At 71.6% G+C, this 19,278-nt stretch carries 18 protein-coding genes and 1 pseudogene; 12 read left to right on the top strand and 7 right to left on the bottom strand.

Annotation, left to right across the window (positions count from 1 at the left end; all coding sequences use genetic code 11):
• The first annotated feature begins 210 nt into the window (after positions 1 to 210).
• From IE241_RS02015 to IE241_RS02005, 3 genes are all read left to right on the top strand, one after another.
• Positions 211 to 1,179 carry a 2-hydroxy-3-oxopropionate reductase gene (locus IE241_RS02015; protein WP_190019805.1) on the top strand — a complete coding sequence of 323 codons (969 nt, stop codon included), beginning with the start codon at positions 211 to 213 and terminating at the stop codon, positions 1,177 to 1,179.
• Positions 1,176 to 2,984: a glyoxylate carboligase gene (gcl, locus tag IE241_RS02010; protein ID WP_190019804.1), complete on the top strand. Its 1,809-nt coding sequence runs from the start codon at positions 1,176 to 1,178 to the stop codon at positions 2,982 to 2,984. Before IE241_RS02015 ends, gcl begins: the two co-directional genes overlap by 4 nt.
• Before the next feature lie 173 nt (positions 2,985 to 3,157).
• Positions 3,158 to 3,904, top strand: a complete 747-nt coding sequence (locus tag IE241_RS02005) for a hypothetical protein (RefSeq protein ID WP_190019803.1) — start codon at positions 3,158 to 3,160, stop codon at positions 3,902 to 3,904.
• A 245-nt stretch (positions 3,905 to 4,149) separates the two neighbouring features.
• Here IE241_RS02005 and IE241_RS02000 read toward each other — a convergent pair whose 3' ends face one another.
• Both IE241_RS02000 and IE241_RS01995 read right to left on the bottom strand, forming a co-directional pair.
• Complete coding sequence (locus tag IE241_RS02000; RefSeq protein ID WP_190019802.1) at positions 4,150 to 5,778, bottom strand: AMP-binding protein; 1,629 nt, start codon at positions 5,776 to 5,778, stop codon at positions 4,150 to 4,152.
• Complete coding sequence (locus tag IE241_RS01995; protein WP_373300540.1) at positions 5,775 to 7,571, bottom strand: AMP-binding protein; 1,797 nt, start codon at positions 7,569 to 7,571, stop codon at positions 5,775 to 5,777. Before IE241_RS01995 ends, IE241_RS02000 begins: the two co-directional genes overlap by 4 nt.
• Before the next feature lie 146 nt (positions 7,572 to 7,717).
• Here IE241_RS01995 and IE241_RS01990 point away from each other — a divergent pair, with 146 nt between their 5' ends.
• From IE241_RS01990 to lysA, 3 genes are all read left to right on the top strand, one after another.
• Positions 7,718 to 8,560: a helix-turn-helix transcriptional regulator gene (locus IE241_RS01990; RefSeq protein WP_190019801.1), complete on the top strand. Its 843-nt coding sequence runs from the start codon at positions 7,718 to 7,720 to the stop codon at positions 8,558 to 8,560.
• A 199-nt stretch (positions 8,561 to 8,759) separates the two neighbouring features.
• Positions 8,760 to 9,167, top strand: a complete 408-nt coding sequence (locus IE241_RS01985; RefSeq protein ID WP_190019800.1) for an SAV_915 family protein — start codon at positions 8,760 to 8,762, stop codon at positions 9,165 to 9,167.
• Positions 9,168 to 9,336: 169 nt separating this feature from the next.
• Positions 9,337 to 10,692: a diaminopimelate decarboxylase gene (lysA, locus tag IE241_RS01980; protein WP_373300575.1), complete on the top strand. Its 1,356-nt coding sequence runs from the start codon at positions 9,337 to 9,339 to the stop codon at positions 10,690 to 10,692.
• Between the two features lie 24 nt (positions 10,693 to 10,716).
• Here the strand turns inward: lysA and IE241_RS01975 are convergent, their stop codons facing one another.
• Together IE241_RS01975 and IE241_RS01970 are read right to left on the bottom strand one after the other, a co-directional pair.
• Positions 10,717 to 10,881, bottom strand: a complete 165-nt coding sequence (locus tag IE241_RS01975) for a hypothetical protein (RefSeq protein WP_190019798.1) — start codon at positions 10,879 to 10,881, stop codon at positions 10,717 to 10,719.
• Between the two features lie 250 nt (positions 10,882 to 11,131).
• Positions 11,132 to 12,175 (bottom strand): serine hydrolase domain-containing protein, encoded by a 1,044-nt coding sequence (locus IE241_RS01970; RefSeq protein ID WP_229898680.1) that lies wholly within the window; start codon positions 12,173 to 12,175, stop codon positions 11,132 to 11,134.
• A 931-nt stretch (positions 12,176 to 13,106) separates the two neighbouring features.
• On the opposite strand from IE241_RS01970, the gene IE241_RS01965 reads away from it, so the two are divergent.
• The 5 genes and pseudogenes from IE241_RS01965 to IE241_RS01945 all read left to right on the top strand — a co-directional run bounded on the left by IE241_RS01965 (position 13,107) and on the right by IE241_RS01945 (position 15,572).
• Positions 13,107 to 13,322, top strand: coding sequence for a DUF6243 family protein (locus tag IE241_RS01965; RefSeq protein WP_086574882.1), 216 nt, complete (start codon positions 13,107 to 13,109; stop codon positions 13,320 to 13,322).
• A gap of 249 nt (positions 13,323 to 13,571) precedes the next feature.
• Entirely contained in the window at positions 13,572 to 13,817 is a 246-nt protein-coding gene (locus tag IE241_RS01960) for a DUF8757 domain-containing protein (protein ID WP_190019797.1), read from the top strand.
• A gap of 261 nt (positions 13,818 to 14,078) precedes the next feature.
• Positions 14,079 to 14,276, top strand: a pseudogene (locus IE241_RS01955) (CorA family divalent cation transporter); the annotation flags it as partial.
• 400 nt (positions 14,277 to 14,676) lie between these two features.
• A complete protein-coding gene (locus IE241_RS01950; RefSeq protein ID WP_190019796.1) occupies positions 14,677 to 14,889 on the top strand; it encodes a hypothetical protein in 213 nt (70 codons plus the stop codon).
• 68 nt (positions 14,890 to 14,957) lie between these two features.
• A complete protein-coding gene (locus tag IE241_RS01945) occupies positions 14,958 to 15,572 on the top strand; it encodes a restriction endonuclease (protein ID WP_373300537.1) in 615 nt (204 codons plus the stop codon).
• A 62-nt stretch (positions 15,573 to 15,634) separates the two neighbouring features.
• Here IE241_RS01945 and IE241_RS01940 read toward each other — a convergent pair whose 3' ends face one another.
• The 3 genes from IE241_RS01940 to IE241_RS01930 all read right to left on the bottom strand — a co-directional run bounded on the left by IE241_RS01940 (position 15,635) and on the right by IE241_RS01930 (position 17,633).
• On the bottom strand, positions 15,635 to 16,882 hold the full coding sequence (locus IE241_RS01940) for a tyrosine-type recombinase/integrase (protein WP_190019794.1): 1,248 nt from the start codon (positions 16,880 to 16,882) through the stop codon (positions 15,635 to 15,637).
• 45 nt (positions 16,883 to 16,927) lie between these two features.
• Entirely contained in the window at positions 16,928 to 17,164 is a 237-nt protein-coding gene (locus IE241_RS01935) for a helix-turn-helix transcriptional regulator (protein WP_229898783.1), read from the bottom strand.
• A gap of 196 nt (positions 17,165 to 17,360) precedes the next feature.
• The gene (locus IE241_RS01930) at positions 17,361 to 17,633 is read right to left on the bottom strand and encodes a helix-turn-helix domain-containing protein (RefSeq protein WP_190019792.1); all 273 of its coding nucleotides are present in this window, start codon (positions 17,631 to 17,633) and stop codon (positions 17,361 to 17,363) included.
• 280 nt (positions 17,634 to 17,913) lie between these two features.
• Here IE241_RS01930 and IE241_RS01925 point away from each other — a divergent pair, with 280 nt between their 5' ends.
• The gene (locus IE241_RS01925) at positions 17,914 to 19,131 is read left to right on the top strand and encodes a DUF3631 domain-containing protein (protein ID WP_229898679.1); all 1,218 of its coding nucleotides are present in this window, start codon (positions 17,914 to 17,916) and stop codon (positions 19,129 to 19,131) included.
• The last annotated feature ends 147 nt before the right edge of the window (positions 19,132 to 19,278 follow it).

The raw sequence follows: 19,278 nt of genomic DNA, 5'->3' as shown, positions 1-19,278 counted from the left end.
AATCCACCGTCGGGGTTTCCCGCCGTCGCGGCGGAAGGAAGTGCCCGGACCCGGAAAAGGCGCCCCGGCGGATGCAGCACCCCGGCGAAGTACCCGGCACCGAGCAGGACGCACCGGCGTAGGCAGGGCCCTGACGGGTTCGGGGCTTCCATCCCGTCTTGGTCCCTTGCGCCCTGAGGAATCAGCCTCGTTCGAGTGAAAGGATCCCCGATGTCCCCTCTTCCGCCCCCTGCCCCGCCCCTTCCCCGCATCGCGTGGATCGGTCTCGGGATCATGGGGTTGCCCATGGCCTCGAACCTGCTCAAGGCCGGGTACGCCGTCACCGGTCACACCCTCGAACAGGCCGGCCTCGACCGGCTGGCGGCCGCGGGCGGCACGCCCGCCCCTTCCGTCGCGGCGGCCGTCCGCGGCGCCGACGTCGTCGTCACCATGCTCCCCGCCTCACCGGAGGTGGAAGCCGTGGCGCACGGCGCGGACGGCGTCCTCGCCCACGCCGCGCCCGGCACCCTGTTCATCGACATGTCGTCCGTCACTCCCCGGACCTCCGTCGGACTCGCGGAGGCGGCCGCCCGCAAGGGCATCCGCGTCCTGGACGCGCCCGTCTCCGGCGGCGAGGCCGGGGCCGTCGAGGGCGTGCTGTCGATCATGGCCGGCGGGGAGCAGGCCGACTTCGAGCGGGCCCTGCCGCTCTTCCGGGCCCTCGGCACGACGGTCGTGCTGTGCGGCCCCCACGGGGCGGGACAGACCGTCAAGGCCGCCAACCAGCTGATCGTGGCCGCGAACATCCAGGCGTGCGCCGAGGCCGTGGTCTTCCTGGAGAAGTCCGGCGTGAACCTGGAGGCCGCGCTGGACGTACTCGGCGGCGGGCTCGCCGGCTCCGCCGTGCTCAGCCGCAAACGGCACAACTTCCTCTCCCGGCACTATCCCCCGGGCTTCCGGATCGATCTGCACCACAAGGACATGGGCATCGTCACGGACGCCGCCCGCGCGGTCGGCGCCGCCGTCCCGGTGGGCGCCCTCGTGGCGAGCCTGGTCGCCGCGGCGCGCGCCCAGGGCGACGGCGGGCTCGACCACTCGGCGCTGCTGCGCGGCGTCGAGCGGCTCTCGGGCATCGAGCGGCCCTCCGGAGCCGGGGACAAGGCCGGAGCCGGGGCCAGGGCCGGGAGGGCGCGGCGATGACGACGATGCCCGCCATGCACGCCGCCGTCCACATCCTCAAGGACGAGGGCGTGGACGTCGCCTTCGGCTGCCCTGGCGCCGCGATTCTGCCGCTGTACCAGGCGCTCGAAGCCGTGGGCGGCATCGAGCACCTGATCGTCCGTCACGAGGCCGGGGCCACGCACATGGCCGACGGCTGGGCGCGGACCAACGGCAGGCCCGGCGTCGCCATCGCCACCTCGGGCCCGGGCGGCACCAACTTCGTCACCGGCTTGTACACCGCGTTCGCCGACTCCGTCCCGATGGTGTGCATCACCGGGCAGGCGGTCTCCGCCAAGCTCCACCAGGAGGCGTTCCAGGCCGTCGACATCGTGGAGATCGTCCGGCCGGTCACCAAGCGGGCCGTGCAGATCAAGGAGGCGGCGCAGATCCCGTGGGCGTTCCGGGAGGCGTTCCGCACCGCACGCGAGGGGCGCCCCGGGCCCGTACTGATCGACATCCCCGTCGACGTCGCCCGCCGCGAGATCCGCTACGACCCGGCGCTGGACACCCGTCTGCCGGTGCCCGTCGTCGCGCCGCACCCGCCGCGCGTGGAGGCCGCGCTCGACCTGCTCCTGGCCGCCGAGCGGCCGCTCGTCCTGGCCGGCGGCGGGGTGATCCTCTCCGGCGCGGCGGGCGAACTGCGGGAGCTGGTGGAGCACCTGGGGGTGCCGTTCCAGGTGACGCTCATGGGCAAGGGAGCCGTCGAGGACGACCACCCGCTCCACATGGGCACCACCGGCATCCAGACCTCGCAGCGGTACGCCAACGCCTCGTTCCTGGAGTCGGACTTCGTCCTGGCCGTCGGCGCCCGCTTCGGCGACCGGCACACGGGCGCGGACCTGTCCGTCTACCGGGGGCGGCGGGCCTTCGTCCACGTCGACATCGACCCCTCCCAGCTCGGCAGGGTCTTCGAGCCGGACCTGGGCGTCGTCTCCGACGCGAAGCTGTTCCTCACCGCCCTGCTCGCCGCCGCGAAGGCCCGCCGAAGGGCCGGTACCGGACAAGTCGGTGCCGGACACGTCGGTGCCGGGCACCGCGCACAGCGCACCGCCTGGGCCGCGCGCTGCCGGGAGCTGAAGCGCACACTCACGCGCCGCGAGGACTTCACCGCCGTCCCCGTGAAGGCACCGCGCGTCTACAAGGAGATCAACGAGATCTTCGGCGAGGACACGTGGTTCGTCACGGCCATCGGCCTGTACCAGATCTGGGGCGGTCAGCATCAGAAGGCCCACCGGCCGCGCCACTACCAGGTCTGCGGGCAGGCGGGCCCGCTCGGCTGGGAGGTGCCGGCCGCGATCGGCGTCAAGAAGGCGCTGCAGGGCATGGGCAGGGGCGCGGAGGAGGTCGTCGGCGTGGTCGGCGACTACGGCTTCCAGTTCACGGTGGAGGAGCTCGCCGTGGCGGCCCAGTACGACGTCCCGTTCGTGCTGATCATGCTGAACAACGCCTACTTGGGCCTGATCCGCCAGGCCTCCGCCGGCTACGGCATGAACTACCAGGTGGACATCCACTACGACGAGACGGGCACGGACCACGTCAAGCTGATGGAGGCTTACGGCTGTTCGGGGCGGCGGGTGGCGGACCCCGCGGAGATCCGGCCGGCGATCGAGTGGGCGCGCAAGGAGGCCGCCGCAACCTCCCGCCCCGTCCTGGTGGAGATCATGATCGAGCGCGAGGCGGACACCCCGCACGGCCCGGACATCGACGCGGTCCGCGAGAGCGAACCCGTAGAACCCGTCGAACCCGTCGAACCCGTCGAACCCACAGAACTCGTAGAACCGTAGAACCCGTACCTGAGCGCTAGCGCACGACGGGCGCGTGCGCCCTCGCGCCCCTCGGCGCCGCGCGGCGCACGGAGGGCGCAGCCGCCCGCTTCCGCATTCGCTCCCCCGGCGCGCCCTCATCGTGGACGATGGGCCCGTACGCATACCTCACGGACCCGTTGCTGGAGCCGAATATGGCCAAGAGCGTGCCGGTTCACTGCCCGACGTGCCGTCGCGAGCATTCCTTCACCCCGCCCACCTTCCCCTGTGCGTGCGGTGCGCCGCTCACGCTGCCGGTGCTGGCGGACGCCTCCCCCGAGTTATTGGCGCACCGCACCTGGCGCGACGCGTGGGTGGCCGTCCGCTGCCCCGCCTGCGACCGCCAGGATCAGTGGCCGCGGCCGGAGTTCGGCTGCTCCTGCGGCACGGTGGTGCGCCTGCCCGTCCGTTCGCCCGCACCCCCGCCCGTACCCCCGCCCGCACCCGCGCCCGCTCCCGGGGAGGGAGGTCCGGGGGAGGACGGCTCCGGGGACGGGGAGCGGCCCGCCGCGGTGCAGCGCCCCGCCTTCCGGCCGGTCGCCATCCGTACGGCCGACGATGCGCTGGCCGCCGCCGAGCGCTATCTGACGTGGCTCGGCTGCCCGGAGGTCACCCGGCCGGGCGATCCGGAGGCGGCCGGCGTCGACCTGCGCGCGGGCCGCCTCGTCGCCCGGGTCGACCCGTCCACCGTGCCCACCTCGCTGCGGGCGGTCGAGTGCCTGTGGCTGCACGGACTGGTGGACTCCGCGGCCGGCGTCTTCTTCTCCCTCGCCGGCTATGCGCGCGAGGCCCGCTCCCGGGCGGACGACCTGCACGTTCCGTTGTTCGTCATGGACCTCACCGGCACTCCGCAGCCGCTCAACCGCCCGGCCGACGAGCTCGTCGAGCGCGGGCCCGTGTGAGCCGTCCGCACCGCCAAGCTCAATTTTTCCTCTGAACCACGCCCGGACGATGGCGAGTCGGGGGCCCGCGGGCGGAGACTTCGTACCGGGCCCGCGAAACATACGGGGGATCGCGGGCCCCTCCAGCTTCCGGGGGCCACCCACGCATCCGGCCCTCCGCCGCCCGCCCCGGCCTCCGCCTCAGGCGCAGGCCGGGCCCCGGGCCTCCTCCCGGGCACCGCGCCGGACACCGAGCCGGAGGCCCGTCACGCCTCGGCCACCGCCGGCCCCGCAGTCGCCTGCTCGCGCAGCTCCACCTTGCGCACCTTGCCGCTGACCGTCATGGGGAACGCCTCCAGGATCCGCAGATAGCGCGGGATCTTGTAGTGCGCGAGCCGCCCGCGGCAGAAGCGTGCGAGCTCGTCGCGGCTGAGCGGCCGCTCGGGGTCGCGGAGTATGACGCAGGCCATGATCTCCTCGCCGTACTTCTCGTCGGGCACCCCGATGACCTGCACGTCGGAGATCTTGGGGTGGGTGTAGAGGAACTCCTCGATCTCGCGCGGGTAGACGTTCTCCCCGCCCCTGATGATCATGTCCTTGATGCGGCCGACGATCCGTACGTAGCCGTCCTCGTCCATCACGGCGAGATCGCCGGTGTGCATCCAGCGCTCGGCGTCGACGGCCTCGGCGGTGCGCTGCGGCTCGTCCCAGTAGCCGAGCATCACCGAATAGCCGCGCGTGCACAGCTCGCCCGGCTCGCCGCGGCCGGTGGTCTCCCCCGTCTCGGGGTCGACGATCTTCACCTCGATGTGCGGCAGCACGCGCCCGACGGTGCCGGTGCGCCGCGTGATGTCGTCGTCGCGCCGGGTCTGGGTGGAGACCGGCGAGGTCTCGGTCATGCCGTAGCAGATGGCGACCTCGGACATGTGCATCTCGCCCATGACCCGCTTCATCACCTCGGTCGGGCACGGCGAGCCGGCCATGATGCCGGTGCGCAGCGAGGAGAGGTCGTACGTGGCGAAGTCGGGCAGGTCCAGCTCGGCGATGAACATGGTGGGGACGCCGTAGAGGGAGGTGCAGCGCTCGCGCTCGACGGCGTGCAGGGCGGCGGTGGCGTCGAAGACCGGGGCCGGGATGACGGCGCAGGCGCCGTGGCTGGTGACCGCGAGGTTGCCCATGACCATGCCGAAGCAGTGGTAGAAGGGCACGGGCAGGCAGACCCGGTCGGCCTCGGTGTAGCCGAGGAGCTCCCCCACGAAGTAGCCGTTGTTGAGGATGTTGTGGTGGGAGAGGGTGGCGCCCTTGGCGAAGCCCGTGGTCCCGGAGGTGTACTGGATGTTGACCGGGTCGTGGCAGCTCAGCTGCGCCTCGCGCTCGGCGAGCCGCTCGCGGGGCACGCCCTCCCCGATCCGGACGAGGCCCGCCCAGGTGGGGTCGTCGATGTAGACGACGTCGCGCAGCGCGGGGCAGTCGGCGCGGACCTGTTCGACCATGCGGCGGTAGTCGCTGGCCTTGTGCTCGACGGAGGCGACGAGCACGCCGATGCCGGCCTGGCGCAGCACGTAGCCCAGCTCGTGGACGCGGTAGGCCGGGTTGATGTTGACCATGATCGCGCCGATGCGTGCCGTGGCGTACTGGGTCATGACCCACTCGGGGCAGTTGACCGCCCAGATGCCCACCCTGTCGCCCTTGGCCACCCCCTTGGCCAGCAGGCCCAGCGCCACCTCCTCGACGGCCCGCCCGAACTCGGCGTAGGTCCAGCGGCGTCCGCTGGGGACGTCGACGAGGGCGTCGCGGTCGCCGAAGCGCTCGATGGTGAACGCGAGATCGGCACCGATGGTGTCGTCGATCAGCGGGATGGAAGTGCTCCCGGCCGCGTACGAGGGTGTGGTCACCGGTGGTCTTCCTCTCGGTACTCGTCTCCGCCGCACGACGCTTCGCCGCGGGCGGTGCGCTCGCGCAGCTCGATACGGCGGATCTTGCCGGATACGGTCTTGGGCAGCTCGGCGAACTCCAGGCGCCGGATGCGCTTGTAGGGGGCGAGCACGGCCCGCGAGTGGGCGAAGAGGGCCTTGGCGGTCCCGGGGCCGGGCTCCCAGCCCTCGGCGAGGACGACGTACGCCTTGGGTACGGAGAGCCGCAGCGGGTCGGGCGCGGGGACGACGGCGGCCTCGGCGACGGCCTCGTGCTCCAGCAGCGCGCTCTCCAGCTCGAACGGACTCACCTTGTAGTCACTGGATTTGAATACGTCATCACTTCTGCCCACATAAGTGATGTACCCGTCGGCGTCGCGGGAGCCGATGTCGCCGGTGCGGTAGTAGCCGCCGGCCATGACCTCCGCGGTGCGTTCGGCGTCGCCGGCGTAGCCCGTCATCACTCCCACCGGGCGGTCTGCGAGGTCGAGGGCGATCTCTCCCTCGTCGGCGGGTTCGCCCGTGACGGGGTCGAGGAGGACGACGGTGAAGCCGGGGCTCGGGCGGCCCATGGAGCCCACCTTCACCGGCCGGCCGGGCGGGTTCGCGATCTGCACGGTCGTCTCGGTCTGCCCGAAGCCGTCGCGGATCGTCACGCCCCAGGCCCGCCGTACGGTCTCGATGACCTCGGGGTTGAGGGGCTCGCCCGCGGCCACGGCCTCGCGGGGCGGGGTGCGCAGCCCGCCGAGGTCGGCCTGGATGAGCATCCGCCACACGGTGGGCGGGGCGCAGAAGCTCGTCACGCCCGCCCGGTCCATCTCGGCCATGAGGCGGGCGGGGTCGAAGCGGGTGTAGTTGTGCACGAAGACGGTGGCTTCGGCGTTCCAGGGGGCGAAGAGGCTGGACCAGGCGTGCTTGGCCCAGCCGGGCGAGGAGATGTTGAGGTGGACGTCGCCGGGGCGCAGGCCGATCCAGTACATGGTGGTCAAGTGACCGATGGGGTACGAGATGTGGGTGTGCTCCACGAGCTTGGGGCGGGCTGTGGTACCCGAGGTGAAGTAGAGCAGGAGGGGGTCGTCGGCGCGGGTGGGACCGTCGGGGACGAAGGTGTCGTCGGCGTGCGCGGCGTCGGCGTAGCGGATCCAGCCGTCGGGCCTCTGGCCGTCCGGCCTCTGGCCATCCGTCCTCCTGCCGTCCGGCCTCCTGCCGTCCGGCTCCGCCCCCGGGCCCTCCCCTGTCCACTCCCCGGCCGCGATCCGGGTGTAGTCGCCGGGCACGTCGGCGAACTTGGGCGTGTCCTCGGCCCGTACGAGCACGTGGGAGACCCGCCCGCGCTCGACGCGGTCGACGAGGTCGGCGGTGCCCAGCAGCGGCGTGGCCGGGATGACCACGGCGCGCAGCTTCATCGCGGCCAGTGCGGTCTCCCAGAGCTCGGTCTGGTTGCCGAGCATGACGAGGATCCGGTCCCCCGCGCGCACGCCGAGCTCGCGCAGCCCGTTGGCAACCTGGTTCGAGCGGCGGCGCAGGGCGTCGAAGGAGAGCCGGACCTCGGTGCCGTCCTCCTCGGCGATCCACAGGGCGGTGCGGCCGTTGCCGTCCGCGATGGTGTCGAACCAGTCCAGCGCCCAGTTGAACTCCGCCGGGCGCGGCCAGGCGAAGCCCGCGTACGCAGCCTGCCGGTCCTCGCGGTGCGCGAGCAGGAAGTCCCGGGCGGCGCGGAACTCCGCGGCGGAGCCGGGCACTCCGGCCGCGTCCCTCGGCTTCGATGACGTCACATGTCCTCCAGATTGCGGGGCGCATCGCGGGCGCGCACGGTTAGCATCGTGCGACGGTGATCTGAGTCTCACCACCCCCGAACGGGGGTGGCCGCATTTCAGGGATACGGAGATTCCACCTCCGGATCCGGGACGGGGAGGCAGCGATGGGAGATCCGGACGGAACGGCCGAGGTGCGGGCCGCGCTGATGCGGATGCGCAGGGGCGCCGGGCTGCCGGTCGCCTTCGGCGGACTGCTCACGGGAGCCCGGCAGTTCCGAATATCGGATATGACGGGGACGACGACGCCGGTCCTGCGCGGGCTGGCGATCCGCACGGGCAGCGGGCTGGGCGGCAAGGCGGCCGCCCTCACCCGCCCGCTGTCCGTGACCGACTACCGGTCCTCGCACGTCATCACGCACGAGTACGACGCGGCGGTGGCGGCGGAGGGCCTGCGCTCCGTGCTCGCGGTGCCCGTGGTCGTACGGGGCCGGGTGCGCGGCGTGCTCTACGGCGCCCTGCGGCGCCCGCTCACCCTCGGGGACCGCTCTCTGACCGCCGCCGTCGACGCGGCGCGCGAGCTGGAACAGGCGCTCGCCGTCCAGGACGAGGTGCAGCGGCTGCTGTCCGTGGCCCATCAGCCCACCACCGCCGACCCGGCGATGTGGGAGGAGGTCCGCGAGGCGCACGGCGAACTGCGCGCCCTGGCACAGCGTGTCACCGACCAGCGGCTGCGGCAGGAGCTGCTCGCGGCGTGCGGGCGCCTCGCGGCCGCCTCCTCCGCGGACCCTTCGGTGCGGCGCGCGGGGCCCGGCGTGGACCTGTCGCCGCGTGAAGTGGACGTCCTCGCGTGCGTGGCGACGGGTGCGACGAACGCCACGGCGGCGGACCGGCTGGGCCTGCGCCCGGAAACGGTCAAGAGCTACCTCCGGTCGAGCATGCGGAAGCTGGGGGTGCACACGCGCCTGGAGGCGGTGGTCGCGGCGCGGCGGGCGGGGCTGCTGCCGTAACCCTTCGGGTGGACCGCCCGAGTGGGACCGTCCGGGTGGGACCGTCCGTCAAGAAGACGTCAAAGGCGTGGCACCGAGGGTCAACAGGCTGTCAAGGAGGAGCTCGGCGGGGTTCGGTACGGGCATAGCGTGAACGGCGGCGCCGCGGCGCCGTCAGCGACGTTCCCATCCGACACCTCCCGAGCTTCCGAGGACCGTCATGCACCTGAGCCGTACCCCCGCCGAAGCCGCCGCAGTCGCCGCCGTCACCGGCACGGCCACGGAGAGCCCGCAGGCAGGCGAGGGGGAACCCTCCGAACCTTCCCATCCCGCCGGCCGCACGTCCGAGCAGCCGCTCTACGTGCCCGTGCGCCGCTGCGCGTGCGGCTTCGCCCTGCGGGTCTTCCGCTCCCCTCTCGGCACCAGGACGGCCGTCGCCTTCACCACGGAGCGACGGCTTTCGGACGTTCTGGGACCCGATCAGCCCTCCGTCCGGCTGGCCCTGCCGGCGGTCCGGGCCCTGGCGACCCCTCTCGGCGTCGACGCCGTCTCGGTGGACCCCCAACTGACGGCCCCACCCGTACAAACCGACCCGGCCGACCCTCCCTTGACGACACTTCCCGGCTGACTCGGCCGACCCGGCTGACCCGGCCGACTCGACTGACCCGGGCTTGCGCCGGGGCGGGGCGGGTGCCGTCGTGGCCGGGCGGGTGCCGTCGCGACCGGGGTGCGTCCGGCACCGCCGGCCTGGCCGCACCGCCCCGCATCACATCTCTCCGAAGGAGACCCCCATGGCCATGTCGACCGCCCCCGCGTCCCCGGCCCGCCCGCCCGGCTCGTCCGGCCCGTCGGGCGCGCCCGCGGCACCCGTATGGCCCGCTTCCGCGCGGGAGGCGCCCGGCGGCGGGCTCGCCGTCGGCGGGGTGCCGCTGGCCGAGATCGCCGACCGCTTCGGCACGCCCGTCTACGTCATGGACGAGGACGAGGTCCGGGCCCGCGCCCGCGCCTGGCGCACCGCGCTTCCCGGTGCCGACGTCGCCTACGCCGGCAAGGCGTTCCTCTCCCGCTCGATGATCCGCTGGATCGAGGAGGAGGGGCTGTGCCTGGACGTCTGCTCCGCCGGTGAGCTCGAACTGGCGGCGCACAGCGGCTTTCCCGCCGAGCGGATCGTGCTGCACGGCAACGCCAAGAGCCCGCAGGACGTGCGGGCCGCCCTGCGCCTGGGAGTGGGCCGGATCGTCATCGACGGCACGGGCGAGATCGCCCGCCTCGCCGCCCTCGTGCCGCCGGGCGCCCGCCAGCGGGTGCTGCTGCGGGTCGTACCGGGCGTGTCCGCGGGGGCGCACGCGGCCGTGCGGACCGGGGTGGAGGGCCAGAAGTTCGGCGTGCCGGTCGCCGGCGGCGAGGCCGAGGAGGCGGTGGAACGGCTCCTGGGCCAGCCGCGGCTGGAGCTGGCCGGCCTGCACTGCCACCTCGGCTCGCAGATCGCGGGCCTGGGCCCGTACGTGACCGCCGTGCGCCGGATCGTGCCGCTCCTGGCCCGCGTCCGCGACCGGCACGGGGTGACCTTCCCCGAGCTGGACCTCGGCGGCGGCTTCGCCATCGCCTACCGCGAGGGCGACCCGGCCGTGGACCCGCGCACGTACGCCGAGCGGATCGGCTCCGAACTCGCCCTGCAGTGCGACCGGTTCGGGCTCCCGCGGCCGCGGCTGACCGTCGAGCCAGGCCGGTGGATAGCGGGCCCCGCGGGCGTCGCGCTCTACCGCGTGCTGTCGGTGAAGACCACGGGCGGCCGGACGTTCGCGGCGGTCGACGGCGGCATGAGCGACAACCCGCGCCCGGCGCTGTACGGGGTCCGCTACACGGTCCGGCCGGCCGGGCGTACATCGGCGGCGCCCGGCCGCACCATGACGGTGGTGGGGCGGCACTGCGAGGCGGGCGACGTACTCGCCGAGGACGTGGAGCTCCCCGGCGACCTGCGGCCGGGCGACGTGCTGGCGGTGCCGGCGTCCGGCGCGTACCACCTGTCGATGGCCTCGGCCTACAACCTCGTCGGCCGGCCGCCGGTGGCCGCGGTGTCCGGGGGCCGCGCCCGTCTGCTCGTACGCCGCGAGACCTTGGACGACCTGCGCAGCCGGGACGTCGGCGAGTAGGGAGGATCGGCGAGGGGCGGCCTGTCAGGCGACCGGCATGACGCGCAGGTCGTGGGCGGCCCCGGGCGCCGCCATGGCCAGGACCCGGGCGGCCTCCTCCTCCAGCCCGGCGCGGTCCGCCCGGCGGATCACCTCGAAGGGCTCGACGACGAGCGTCGTGGTGCCCGGGGCCCGGTCGAGGCGCCACACGTACGACGCACACCACCCACGCCGAGGCCGGCACCGCCCCCCAGATCGACCATCGCCGTCGCCCTCGCTGACGGAAGTGGCCCTGCCTCCACCAAGGGGAGGCAGGGCCACATTCACATGCACCACAAACAGCCCCGCGCACGCGGGAAGCACGCCATCACCCTGGTGGCAGGCGCCGCCGCGTTCGAACCATCCCCGCGGATATGGGGACATCTTTGTCGTCGACAATCCCATGGGCGGCCCCGAAGCCCTACGTTTCATCGCTCACGGCTTTGAGCGCGAGGGCTCGGAGTGGAGCAAGGCGGGCGCGGTTGTCCTGGTGGTGGTAGACGGCGTTGGCGCAGATGGCCAGGTAGCGGCCGGTTGCTGGGGAGATGTAGAGGCTGGTACCGGTGAAGCCGTGATGGTAGGCGACACGGGCCTGGTCGGCGAGGATCCAGGCCAGTCCGCGATCGAGGCCGGGCTCGATCGCCGCCTGCGGCATCATGCTGTCGGCCAGCCAGCGGCCGAGCGGCGACCGGTCCTGCAGGCTGGTCAGCAAGGCGATGGCGTACGTGGCGAGGTCAGCCGGAGCAGAGAACACTCCGGCGTGGCCGGCCGCTCCTCCCAGGAGTGCGGCGTTGTCGTCGTGGGGCAGGCCCCACAGGCGTGGGGCGCCGGGGAATCGCTGCTCGGTCGGAGCGACCCCGGCCCCCCGGGCCACCGGCCCGTACGTGGTGGCGTGCATGCCGAGGCTCCGCCAGAGTTCGGTGGCCAGCTCGTCCAGGCGCCGACCGGTGGCGGCGGCCAGGAGGAGACCGAGGAGGATGAAGCCGCGGTTGATGTACCGGTGGCCGGCTCCCGGATCGCTGATGAGGTCCTCGCCGCAGATGAGTTCTGCGAGGTCGGTGCCAGTGTTGCGGTACTGGTCGAGGCGGGTATCCGCGCGGAGGCCGGAGGTGTGGGAGAGGATCTGCCGTACGGTGATCTGTCCGCCGGGCGCCCCGGGCTGCAGGTGGGGCAGGACATCCCGGACGGGAGCGTCCAGGGGAAGCCTCTCAGCCAGCACCATGCCGGTCAGGGACCAGGTGGCGACGACCTTGGTCAGGGACGCCACGTCGTAGAGGGTGTCCGGGGTAGGAGGGGCATCGCCGCACTCGGGGGCGACCACGCCGGAGGTCAGGTACGACGGCTGCCCCTCCCGCGTGCCGTAGGCGATGACGCCTCCGGGCACAATGCCGTCGGCTGTCATGAGGTCCAGGCAGTCGCGCAGTTCGGCGAGCGTCGCGGCCCTCCAGGGCAGGGTGCTGGTCAAGACATCTCCTCGTCGATCATCAACCGGGCACCGAGGGCGGAGAGCTTGGGCAGCAGGCTGCCGTAGCCGCGCCGGAGGTGATACATGCCGCGAATCGTAGAGGTGCCTTCGGCCGCGAGGGCGGCAAGCGCCCACCGGCAAGGAGCACTCCCCTGGCCGGCGAGGTCGGCGGAGTTCCGCGAGCAGCCTTGGCGCCATCCACTTCACCGACATGGTCCGGGCCAACACCGAGGACGCCGATCCGGACCCTGTGATTGCGCTCCGCGAAGCGAGCGGGTCCTTCCTCGTCTGCACACCCGGCATGCTCTGGTGGGCCGAGACGTCGGCTGAGGAAGGCCGACTCGCCTCGCACCAGAGGTTCCGCGGCACCGATGGCAAGTCCTGGACGTGGGGCCACGAGGTCATCCGAGATGTGGACGTCGAGGGGCGGCCTTACTCATGGGAAGCCTGGGTCTGTGTGACGGAAGCAACCCCGACCCTGTGGACCCGGCCTACGCGGCCCGCTCGGCCGAACAGCGCCGCACGGCACGGGCCAGAAACAGCTAAATTCGGTGGTCCCGTCGTTCGCCGGCACCAGGCCTGTGCCGTGCCGTCAGTGTGCTCGCGATCATTGACAACGCCCGCGACGGCCCAGTAGAGCCCATCTGGACCTGCCCCGGGCGGACGGCGATCACCGGCGGGTGAGGGCGGTGCCGAGGTTCCCGGAAGGAAGCTGATCCCGGGCGCTCGCCGAAGGCCCGACCGGCGCTGGGGCGGCGAAAAGCTTGGTGCGCGCGGCGAACGGAACCGGGTAACGTCTTTGTCATGTTCTTCCAGACGCCGATTTACGAGTGAGAGCGTGACGGGCCCCTGCTGACGTCCCTCGACGTCGCCGCACCCGTCCCCCACCGATGAATCCGTAGATCACTTCACATCACCACCGGGAGAACCCGTGACCGACAGCAAGAACATCAACAACCCCGTGGGCCAGGGCGGCGGCCAGCGCAAGAAGCTGTCCCGCGCCGAACGGCAGAACAACGGTCCGCACCGCAACCGCGACCGCCAGAACGCCGCCGACCAGAAGGCCGAGCTGGTGCGCAAGATGCGCGAAAAGGCACGCGCAGCTGAGGCCGCCGGGCAGGCGAGCGACGACACCGCACAGAGCTGACGCACGGCCGCCGCAGGGCGGCACCCCACGGTGCAGGGCCCGGACCGCGACGCACGGTCCGGGCCCTGCCGCCGTATCGGGGCTCCGCTGCCGTACCGGGCGCGGCCGGTCCCGCTCAGCGGGGTACGAGGACGCGCTGATGGTGACGCTGCTGGTGCAGCTCGGGGTGATGGCGGTGACGGAGCTGCTGAATCTGCGGCTGCCGCGGGTGGTCGGCCGAGACGTGGGTGATCCGCCGCCGCCACGGCAATGGCCCTCAGGGGCTGGGGGGCCGGCGAGTGCTACCGGAAGTTCCTGCGCAGGCACGGTGAGACCGACGTCCGCGAGAAACTGCATGAGCGCCGGTACGAGCGCGTGGTCACCCCGAACCGCGCCGTCCACCTCTTCGTCGGCAACATCAGCGCCCACCCCAGGACGTTCATGCTGCTCGGCCTCTTCTACCCCCAACGATCGGTGGTCGCGCGCGGCATCCAGGAGGGCTTGTTCTCCCTGTGAACGAGCCGCCGCACTCTGCGAGCGAGCACTGCCGAGCAAACAGCGGCGCCTGTCACGGCATGCCGATCACGGTCCCGACCAGCGGCGATCTGCCTTCAGAAGCAGCCCTCTCTAGGGAGAATCTGGGGAGAATGAAGCCCCGTTGGGGGAGCGGCTGGGGAGGTTCGGCCGCATCAGCGGGTAGCACGACGAAAGGGCCGGAGAGAGGCATCGCTGCAGGTCAGAGCGCCCACTCAATCATTTTCCGCAGGTCAGCGCGGTCAGGGTGACGACTTCAAGAAGATCTCGTCGTGGGCGGCGATTCTGTTCGCGCCGACGTTGGTGGGGACGATCTACGGCATGAACTTCGACAACATGCCGGAGCTGCACTGGGCGGGCGGGTATCCGTTCGCGATTGTGCTGATGGCGGTGGTGTGCACGAGCCTGTACATCATCTTCAAGAAGCGCGACTGGCTGTAGCCACTCACCCCACAACCTTGATCGAATTAGCGCCAGCGAATCACGGATCGTGCTTCCGGAGGCCGCCTGGGGAGAATCTGGGGAGAATGCGCGACAGCGGGCCGACCGGGCTCAGAGCCTCCACCTCATCGAGGGGCGGCGCCCGGCGCAGCCGCTGCTCGCCGCACTCCACAGGAACAGGCCATTCGGAGCGCCTTGCGCATCCGCAGCGCGGCGCCCGCCGGAAAGCCTCGGCGCAGACCAGAGGACCGCGAGGGCCGGTAGACACTCGCGAAGGCGTGGCCGACTTACACCAGCACCTCCCGCACGATCATGACGGGGCATCAGGTTCTGTCAGTGGGCACCGCTACAACCGAACTAGAGGTCCGCGCAGCGCGGACCAATGGGGAGGGGATGCGGCATGCCGAAGGTTCCGGACGGATACGTGCGCGTACGAAGCCACCTCCGCCGCAAGCCGGGGCCCAAGTCCGCCAAGGGGCTGAGCGTCTGGGCCGTGGCCGGCTTGTGTGCGGTGGTATGGCTCTGGGGCCAGATCTTCGGGTTCGGCGACGGCGACGCCGAGCAGCAGCCCGCCCCGCAGCCGGTCGCCTCCGCGCCGGCGGGCGGGCAGTGACAGCCCGACCGTGGCGAAGGCTCCAGTGGCGACCGCGCAGCACCACGGACGCCCTGGGTGCGGCAGCCGTGGCCCTCGCGGTCACGGTCGCACTGGCGCAGGCCGCATCGAACCTGATGACGAGGGCCGCTGCGGCCTGGCCGCTGCTGCTCTTGGTCGTCTTCGCCTTGGCCGTCGCCGTAGCTGGCCTCCGGGTATGGGGCCACCGCCGGGATCGCGCAGACAGTGAACGGCTGGCTCGTCTGCACATCACCCTGGCGGAGCTCGATGCTATGGACGACGGGCAGTTCGAGTACGCGCTGCGCGACCTCCTCGTCCGCGACGGCTGGGCGGCCAGGAAGGTGGGCCGGGCTGGGGACCAGGCCGCCGACGTGATCGGCGTCCGGCCCTCCCTAGGGCGGGTCGTGGTGCAGGCCAAACACACACGGGTCGGCGGCAAGGTCGGCTCGTCGGTGACGTACCAGGTGAAGGGCACGGCGGGTCCCGTGCACAAGGCGGACCACGCGGTCGTCGTCACCAACGGCTCGTTCACCCGCGACGCCACGGCTTGGGGCGACCGACACGGCGTGCGGTGGGTGGACCGCGACCGGCTGAACCGTTGGGCCCACAAGGGCAGGCCCCTGCACGAACTGCTCGAGCTGCCCACGGGAGGCTCCCGCTTGCCGTGGCGTCGAGCGGCATGACCCGCGCGCCGCGACGCACCAACGAGAACGGGTGGCACAGCGTGTGCTGTGCCACCCGTTGCTCAGACCGCGACCAGGTTCTCCGGGACGTGCTCGGGGATCGGGCCGAGCAGCGCATCGAGCGCAGCACGCCCCTTGCCGCCGGCCTCCGGCATGAAGTGGGCGTAGTGGTCGAGGGTGATGGTCGGGCTGGAGTGGCCGAGCCATCGGGCGAGGGTGACGACGGATTCGCCGGCTTCGAGGATGATCGAGGCGTAGGTGTGCCGGAGGACGTGGAAGCCGTCCTTGCGGGACGCCTTCCAGCGCTTCCCCTTCTCCCGCATGGGGATGACCCCGGCCGCCGCGAGGGCGGGCTTCCAGACCTCGTCGTTGAAGATGTTGGCCCGCAGCGCGTTGCCGTACGTCGTCGTCAGGACGAGCGGGAACGATCGTTTCTCCCGCTCCGGCTCCGGGCCGCCCCAGGGCAGCTCCACCTCGACGGCTGGGTGCTGGAGGAAGTGAGTGGCCAGTTCGGCGGCGACGGACCGGGGCATATCGACGATGCGCGTCTTCCCGCCCTTAGGAAGGGTGAAGTACAAGCGGCCATTGAGTAGTTGGACCTGCCTTCGCACGCGTATGATCCCGCGCTGGAAGTCGACGTCCTCCGGCGATAGGCCGAAGACCTCTCCCTGCCGAAGCCCGCAGCCGAGCGCGACCACGACGGCAATGCGGTACCGCGCTTTGATCGCGTCCCGCACGCGCTGCGCGGTCTCCAGCGGCCATGCTTCCCGCTGGTCCTCCGGCACCTTGGGCCACCGCACCGACTTGGCACGCATCGGATTGCGTACCAGGCGCTTGTCGTCGATGGCCGTCTCGAAGACGTTCGAGAGGGTGGTCAGGATCTGCCGGGCGTAGCGCGGCGCGCATTCTCCTTCCAGCGTGGCGATGTAGCCGCGCAGGACGGTCGCAGAGATGTCCCTCAGTCCCACCGTGCCGAGGTGCGGAAGGATGTGGAGGCGTACGCGCTCGTCGACACGCTTGATCGTGCCGGGCGCGCCCCGTACGCCCTCCTTCCAGAAGCGGGTGACGTAGTCGGTCAGCGGGATGGAGCCGTCACGCGGGTCGACGAACTCGCCGCGTTCGCTGTCGGTTCCGGCCCTGCGAAGCCACGCCTTGGCGTCCTCCAGCGTGTCAAACGACATGTTCCGTACGCCGGGGATCCCGGCGACGCGATACCGCGAGCCCTTCCCATAGCGGGTGGTGCGCTCCCGCTTGCCGCTGGTGGGGTCCTTCTTCTTGTTGATCCAGCGGTCTTCGATGTAGCCGGCCAAGTACTTCCTCAGGATCGGGGTGGGAGTGCCGTTGGCGCTGGGGCGTCAGGCCGTGGCCGAGTAGCCGACGCGGCGCTTCGGAGCCGCGCTCACGGGGTTCAAGGCGGGGTTCGAACGAGAGTCCGCCTGCTCCTGCTCGCGTATCCACGCGTCGAGAGCATCGAGCCGGTACGTCACTCGCCTGTGGGCTCCCATTCGGAAGCTCGGCGGCCCCTGCCGACGGTGGCGCCAGACGTACAACGTGCGGGGCGAAAGCCCGAGGTATGCGGCCGCGTCCTTCACCCCGAGAAATGCACGACCGATGGTGGGGTCGCCTCCGGCTTCGGGGAAAGAACGAGAGGAAATGGGGGTGACGACAGACAAGCGGGATTCCTTAAATCGGCGGGCAGAAAGGAGCAGCGCACCTCGACTGCCGGGAGAGCGCCAGGACGATCAATGGTCCGGAGAGTCCCCGGTTAGGGAAACCGGAGATCGTCGGCTACATTGCGCCCGCTCCGACCGGCTCAGGGCCGGCGAGGAGGGTCTGGGGCGAGATTCCGAGGGCGGCTGCGATGGCGACGAGGTCGTCGATGTCGCAACGGCGGACTGTGCGTTCGATGCGGGAAAGCGCGGTGAAGGTCATGGGCCGACCGAGTGCGGTGACGCGGGCGGCGAGCTGGCGCTGCGAGTGACCGCGGGCGATGCGGGCGCGTTCGATGGCACGGGCGGCGGCTCGTCCGGCGGGTCCGATTTCGAGTGGGCGTGGCGGCATCGGTGTGTTGTAGCTTGCGCGCCTGCCGCCTGGGAACGTTTCTCTGTCTGCTGTGAGCGATGCGCCGACCGCCGGCGAATTTCCGGGGTTATTTCGCCAACCGGGATCCCGGTCTTACAGTCAAATGGACCGGCGAAACGAGCTGTCGCGAATTCCAGTGCCAAGGCTGGACTTTCACGCACCGGGTGTGGCTGTGTTGTCCACGCACCCCGACAACGCCGGATGCCCCACCCATTCCCCGAGGTGGTCTCTCGATGCGACCACCAGTGAAGGAGCCGCCTTGGAAGCCGCCGCCCCAATACCCTCCCCCGAAGACGCTCAGCCGTCCTGGCCGCCGATCGCCGTCCCCGGCGAACCGGCTGTATCCCAGCCCGACCCCGCCCAGCCCTCCGAAGGCGAGCAGGTGCTGTCCGACCTGCGGGCACAGTTCCGGCGTTACGTGGTGCTGCCAAACGAGGACGCACTCACCGCGGTGACGCTGTGGGTGGCGGCCACTCACCTGCAGACCGCGTGGCAGCACGCCCCACGCCTCGCGGTCGTCGGCCCGGCCAAGCGATGCGGCAAGTCACGCCTGCTGGACGTGGTCACCGAAAGCGTCCACGACCCGCTGATCACGGTCAACGCCTCCCCGGCAGCGGTCTTCCGGTCGATCACCGAGAACCCGCCCACCCTGCTGGTAGATGAGGCCGATACCCTCTTCGGCTCGGCGAAGGTCGCGGAGAAGAACGAGGAGATGCGCGGCCTGCTCAACGCCGGTCACCAGCGCAACCGCCCCACTCTGAGAGTCTCCGGCCCCAACCACGAGGTGTCGAAGTTCCCCACCTTTGCCATGGCCGCCCTCGCCGGCATCGGTGAACTACCCGACACGATCATGGACCGCTCGGTCGTCATCCGGATGCGCCGCCGCAGGCCGGGCGAGAAGGTCGCGGAGTTCCGCACCGTCCGCGACACCCCCGCCCTGCATGCCCTGCGCGACCGCCTCGTGGCCTGGCTCGCCCCGCTCCACGCCACCGCGATGGACCTCACGCCGCCGATGCCGGTCGAGGACCGCGCCGCCGACACATGGGAGCCGCTCATCGTCGTCGCCGACCTCGCTGGAGGCCCCTGGCCCGAGGCCGCCCGCGCCGCCTGCCTGGCGATGACGAAGCACGAGGCCGAGCAGGACCAGGACAACAGCGCCCTGAACATCCGCCTCCTCGCCGACATCCGCCGCGTCTTCGCCGCCGAAGGAAACCCGGCGATCATCCGCACCAGCCGCCTGATCGACTCCCTGAACGAGGACGCCGAGTCCCCCTGGCCGGGGTACAGCGACAAGGGCCTGACCGCACGCGGGCTGCAGCTCCTGCTGAAGGACTACGGCATCGGCTCGGCCAACCGCCGCTTCCCCGACGGCCACCAGGCCAAGGGCTTCACCCGCCTGCAATTCACCGACGCCTGGGCTCGCTACTGCCCCGAGTCCGAGCCGACGGCCGAGCCAGAACCCACGACCGGCCCCTGACCCGACACCACCCGTCCCCACCCGTCGCCACGCAGGTCAGAGCCGGGACGACTCACCAGCCCGCAACGAGTCGACCCGACATCAACGCCTGTCCCGTACCTGCTCTGACCAGGCACGCGACGAGTCGCAACGGGTCCCCACCCGTCA

Origin of the sequence: Streptomyces hiroshimensis (genome assembly GCF_014650335.1) — a bacterium.
Lineage (GTDB): Bacteria > Actinomycetota > Actinomycetes > Streptomycetales > Streptomycetaceae > Streptomyces > Streptomyces hiroshimensis.
Note: the sequence above shows the minus strand (reverse complement) of the source record. Positions and strands in the feature narration are given on the sequence as shown.

Bases quoted from the DNA above. Each gene is read 5' to 3' on its own strand.
- lysA (WP_373300575.1), top strand. From the start codon at position 9,337: ATGTCGACCGCCCCCGCGTCCCCGGCCCGCCCGCCCGGCTCGTCCGGC.
- IE241_RS02005 (WP_190019803.1), top strand. From the start codon at position 3,158: ATGGCCAAGAGCGTGCCGGTTCACTGCCCGACGTGCCGTCGCGAGCAT.
- IE241_RS01990 (WP_190019801.1), top strand. From the start codon at position 7,718: ATGGGAGATCCGGACGGAACGGCCGAGGTGCGGGCCGCGCTGATGCGG.
- IE241_RS01960 (WP_190019797.1), top strand. From the start codon at position 13,572: ATGGCCCTCAGGGGCTGGGGGGCCGGCGAGTGCTACCGGAAGTTCCTG.
- IE241_RS01950 (WP_190019796.1), top strand. From the start codon at position 14,677: ATGCCGAAGGTTCCGGACGGATACGTGCGCGTACGAAGCCACCTCCGC.
- gcl (WP_190019804.1), top strand. From the start codon at position 1,176: ATGACGACGATGCCCGCCATGCACGCCGCCGTCCACATCCTCAAGGAC.
- IE241_RS02015 (WP_190019805.1), top strand. From the start codon at position 211: ATGTCCCCTCTTCCGCCCCCTGCCCCGCCCCTTCCCCGCATCGCGTGG.
- IE241_RS01930 (WP_190019792.1), bottom strand. From the start codon at position 17,633: ATGCCGCCACGCCCACTCGAAATCGGACCCGCCGGACGAGCCGCCGCC.
- IE241_RS01985 (WP_190019800.1), top strand. From the start codon at position 8,760: ATGCACCTGAGCCGTACCCCCGCCGAAGCCGCCGCAGTCGCCGCCGTC.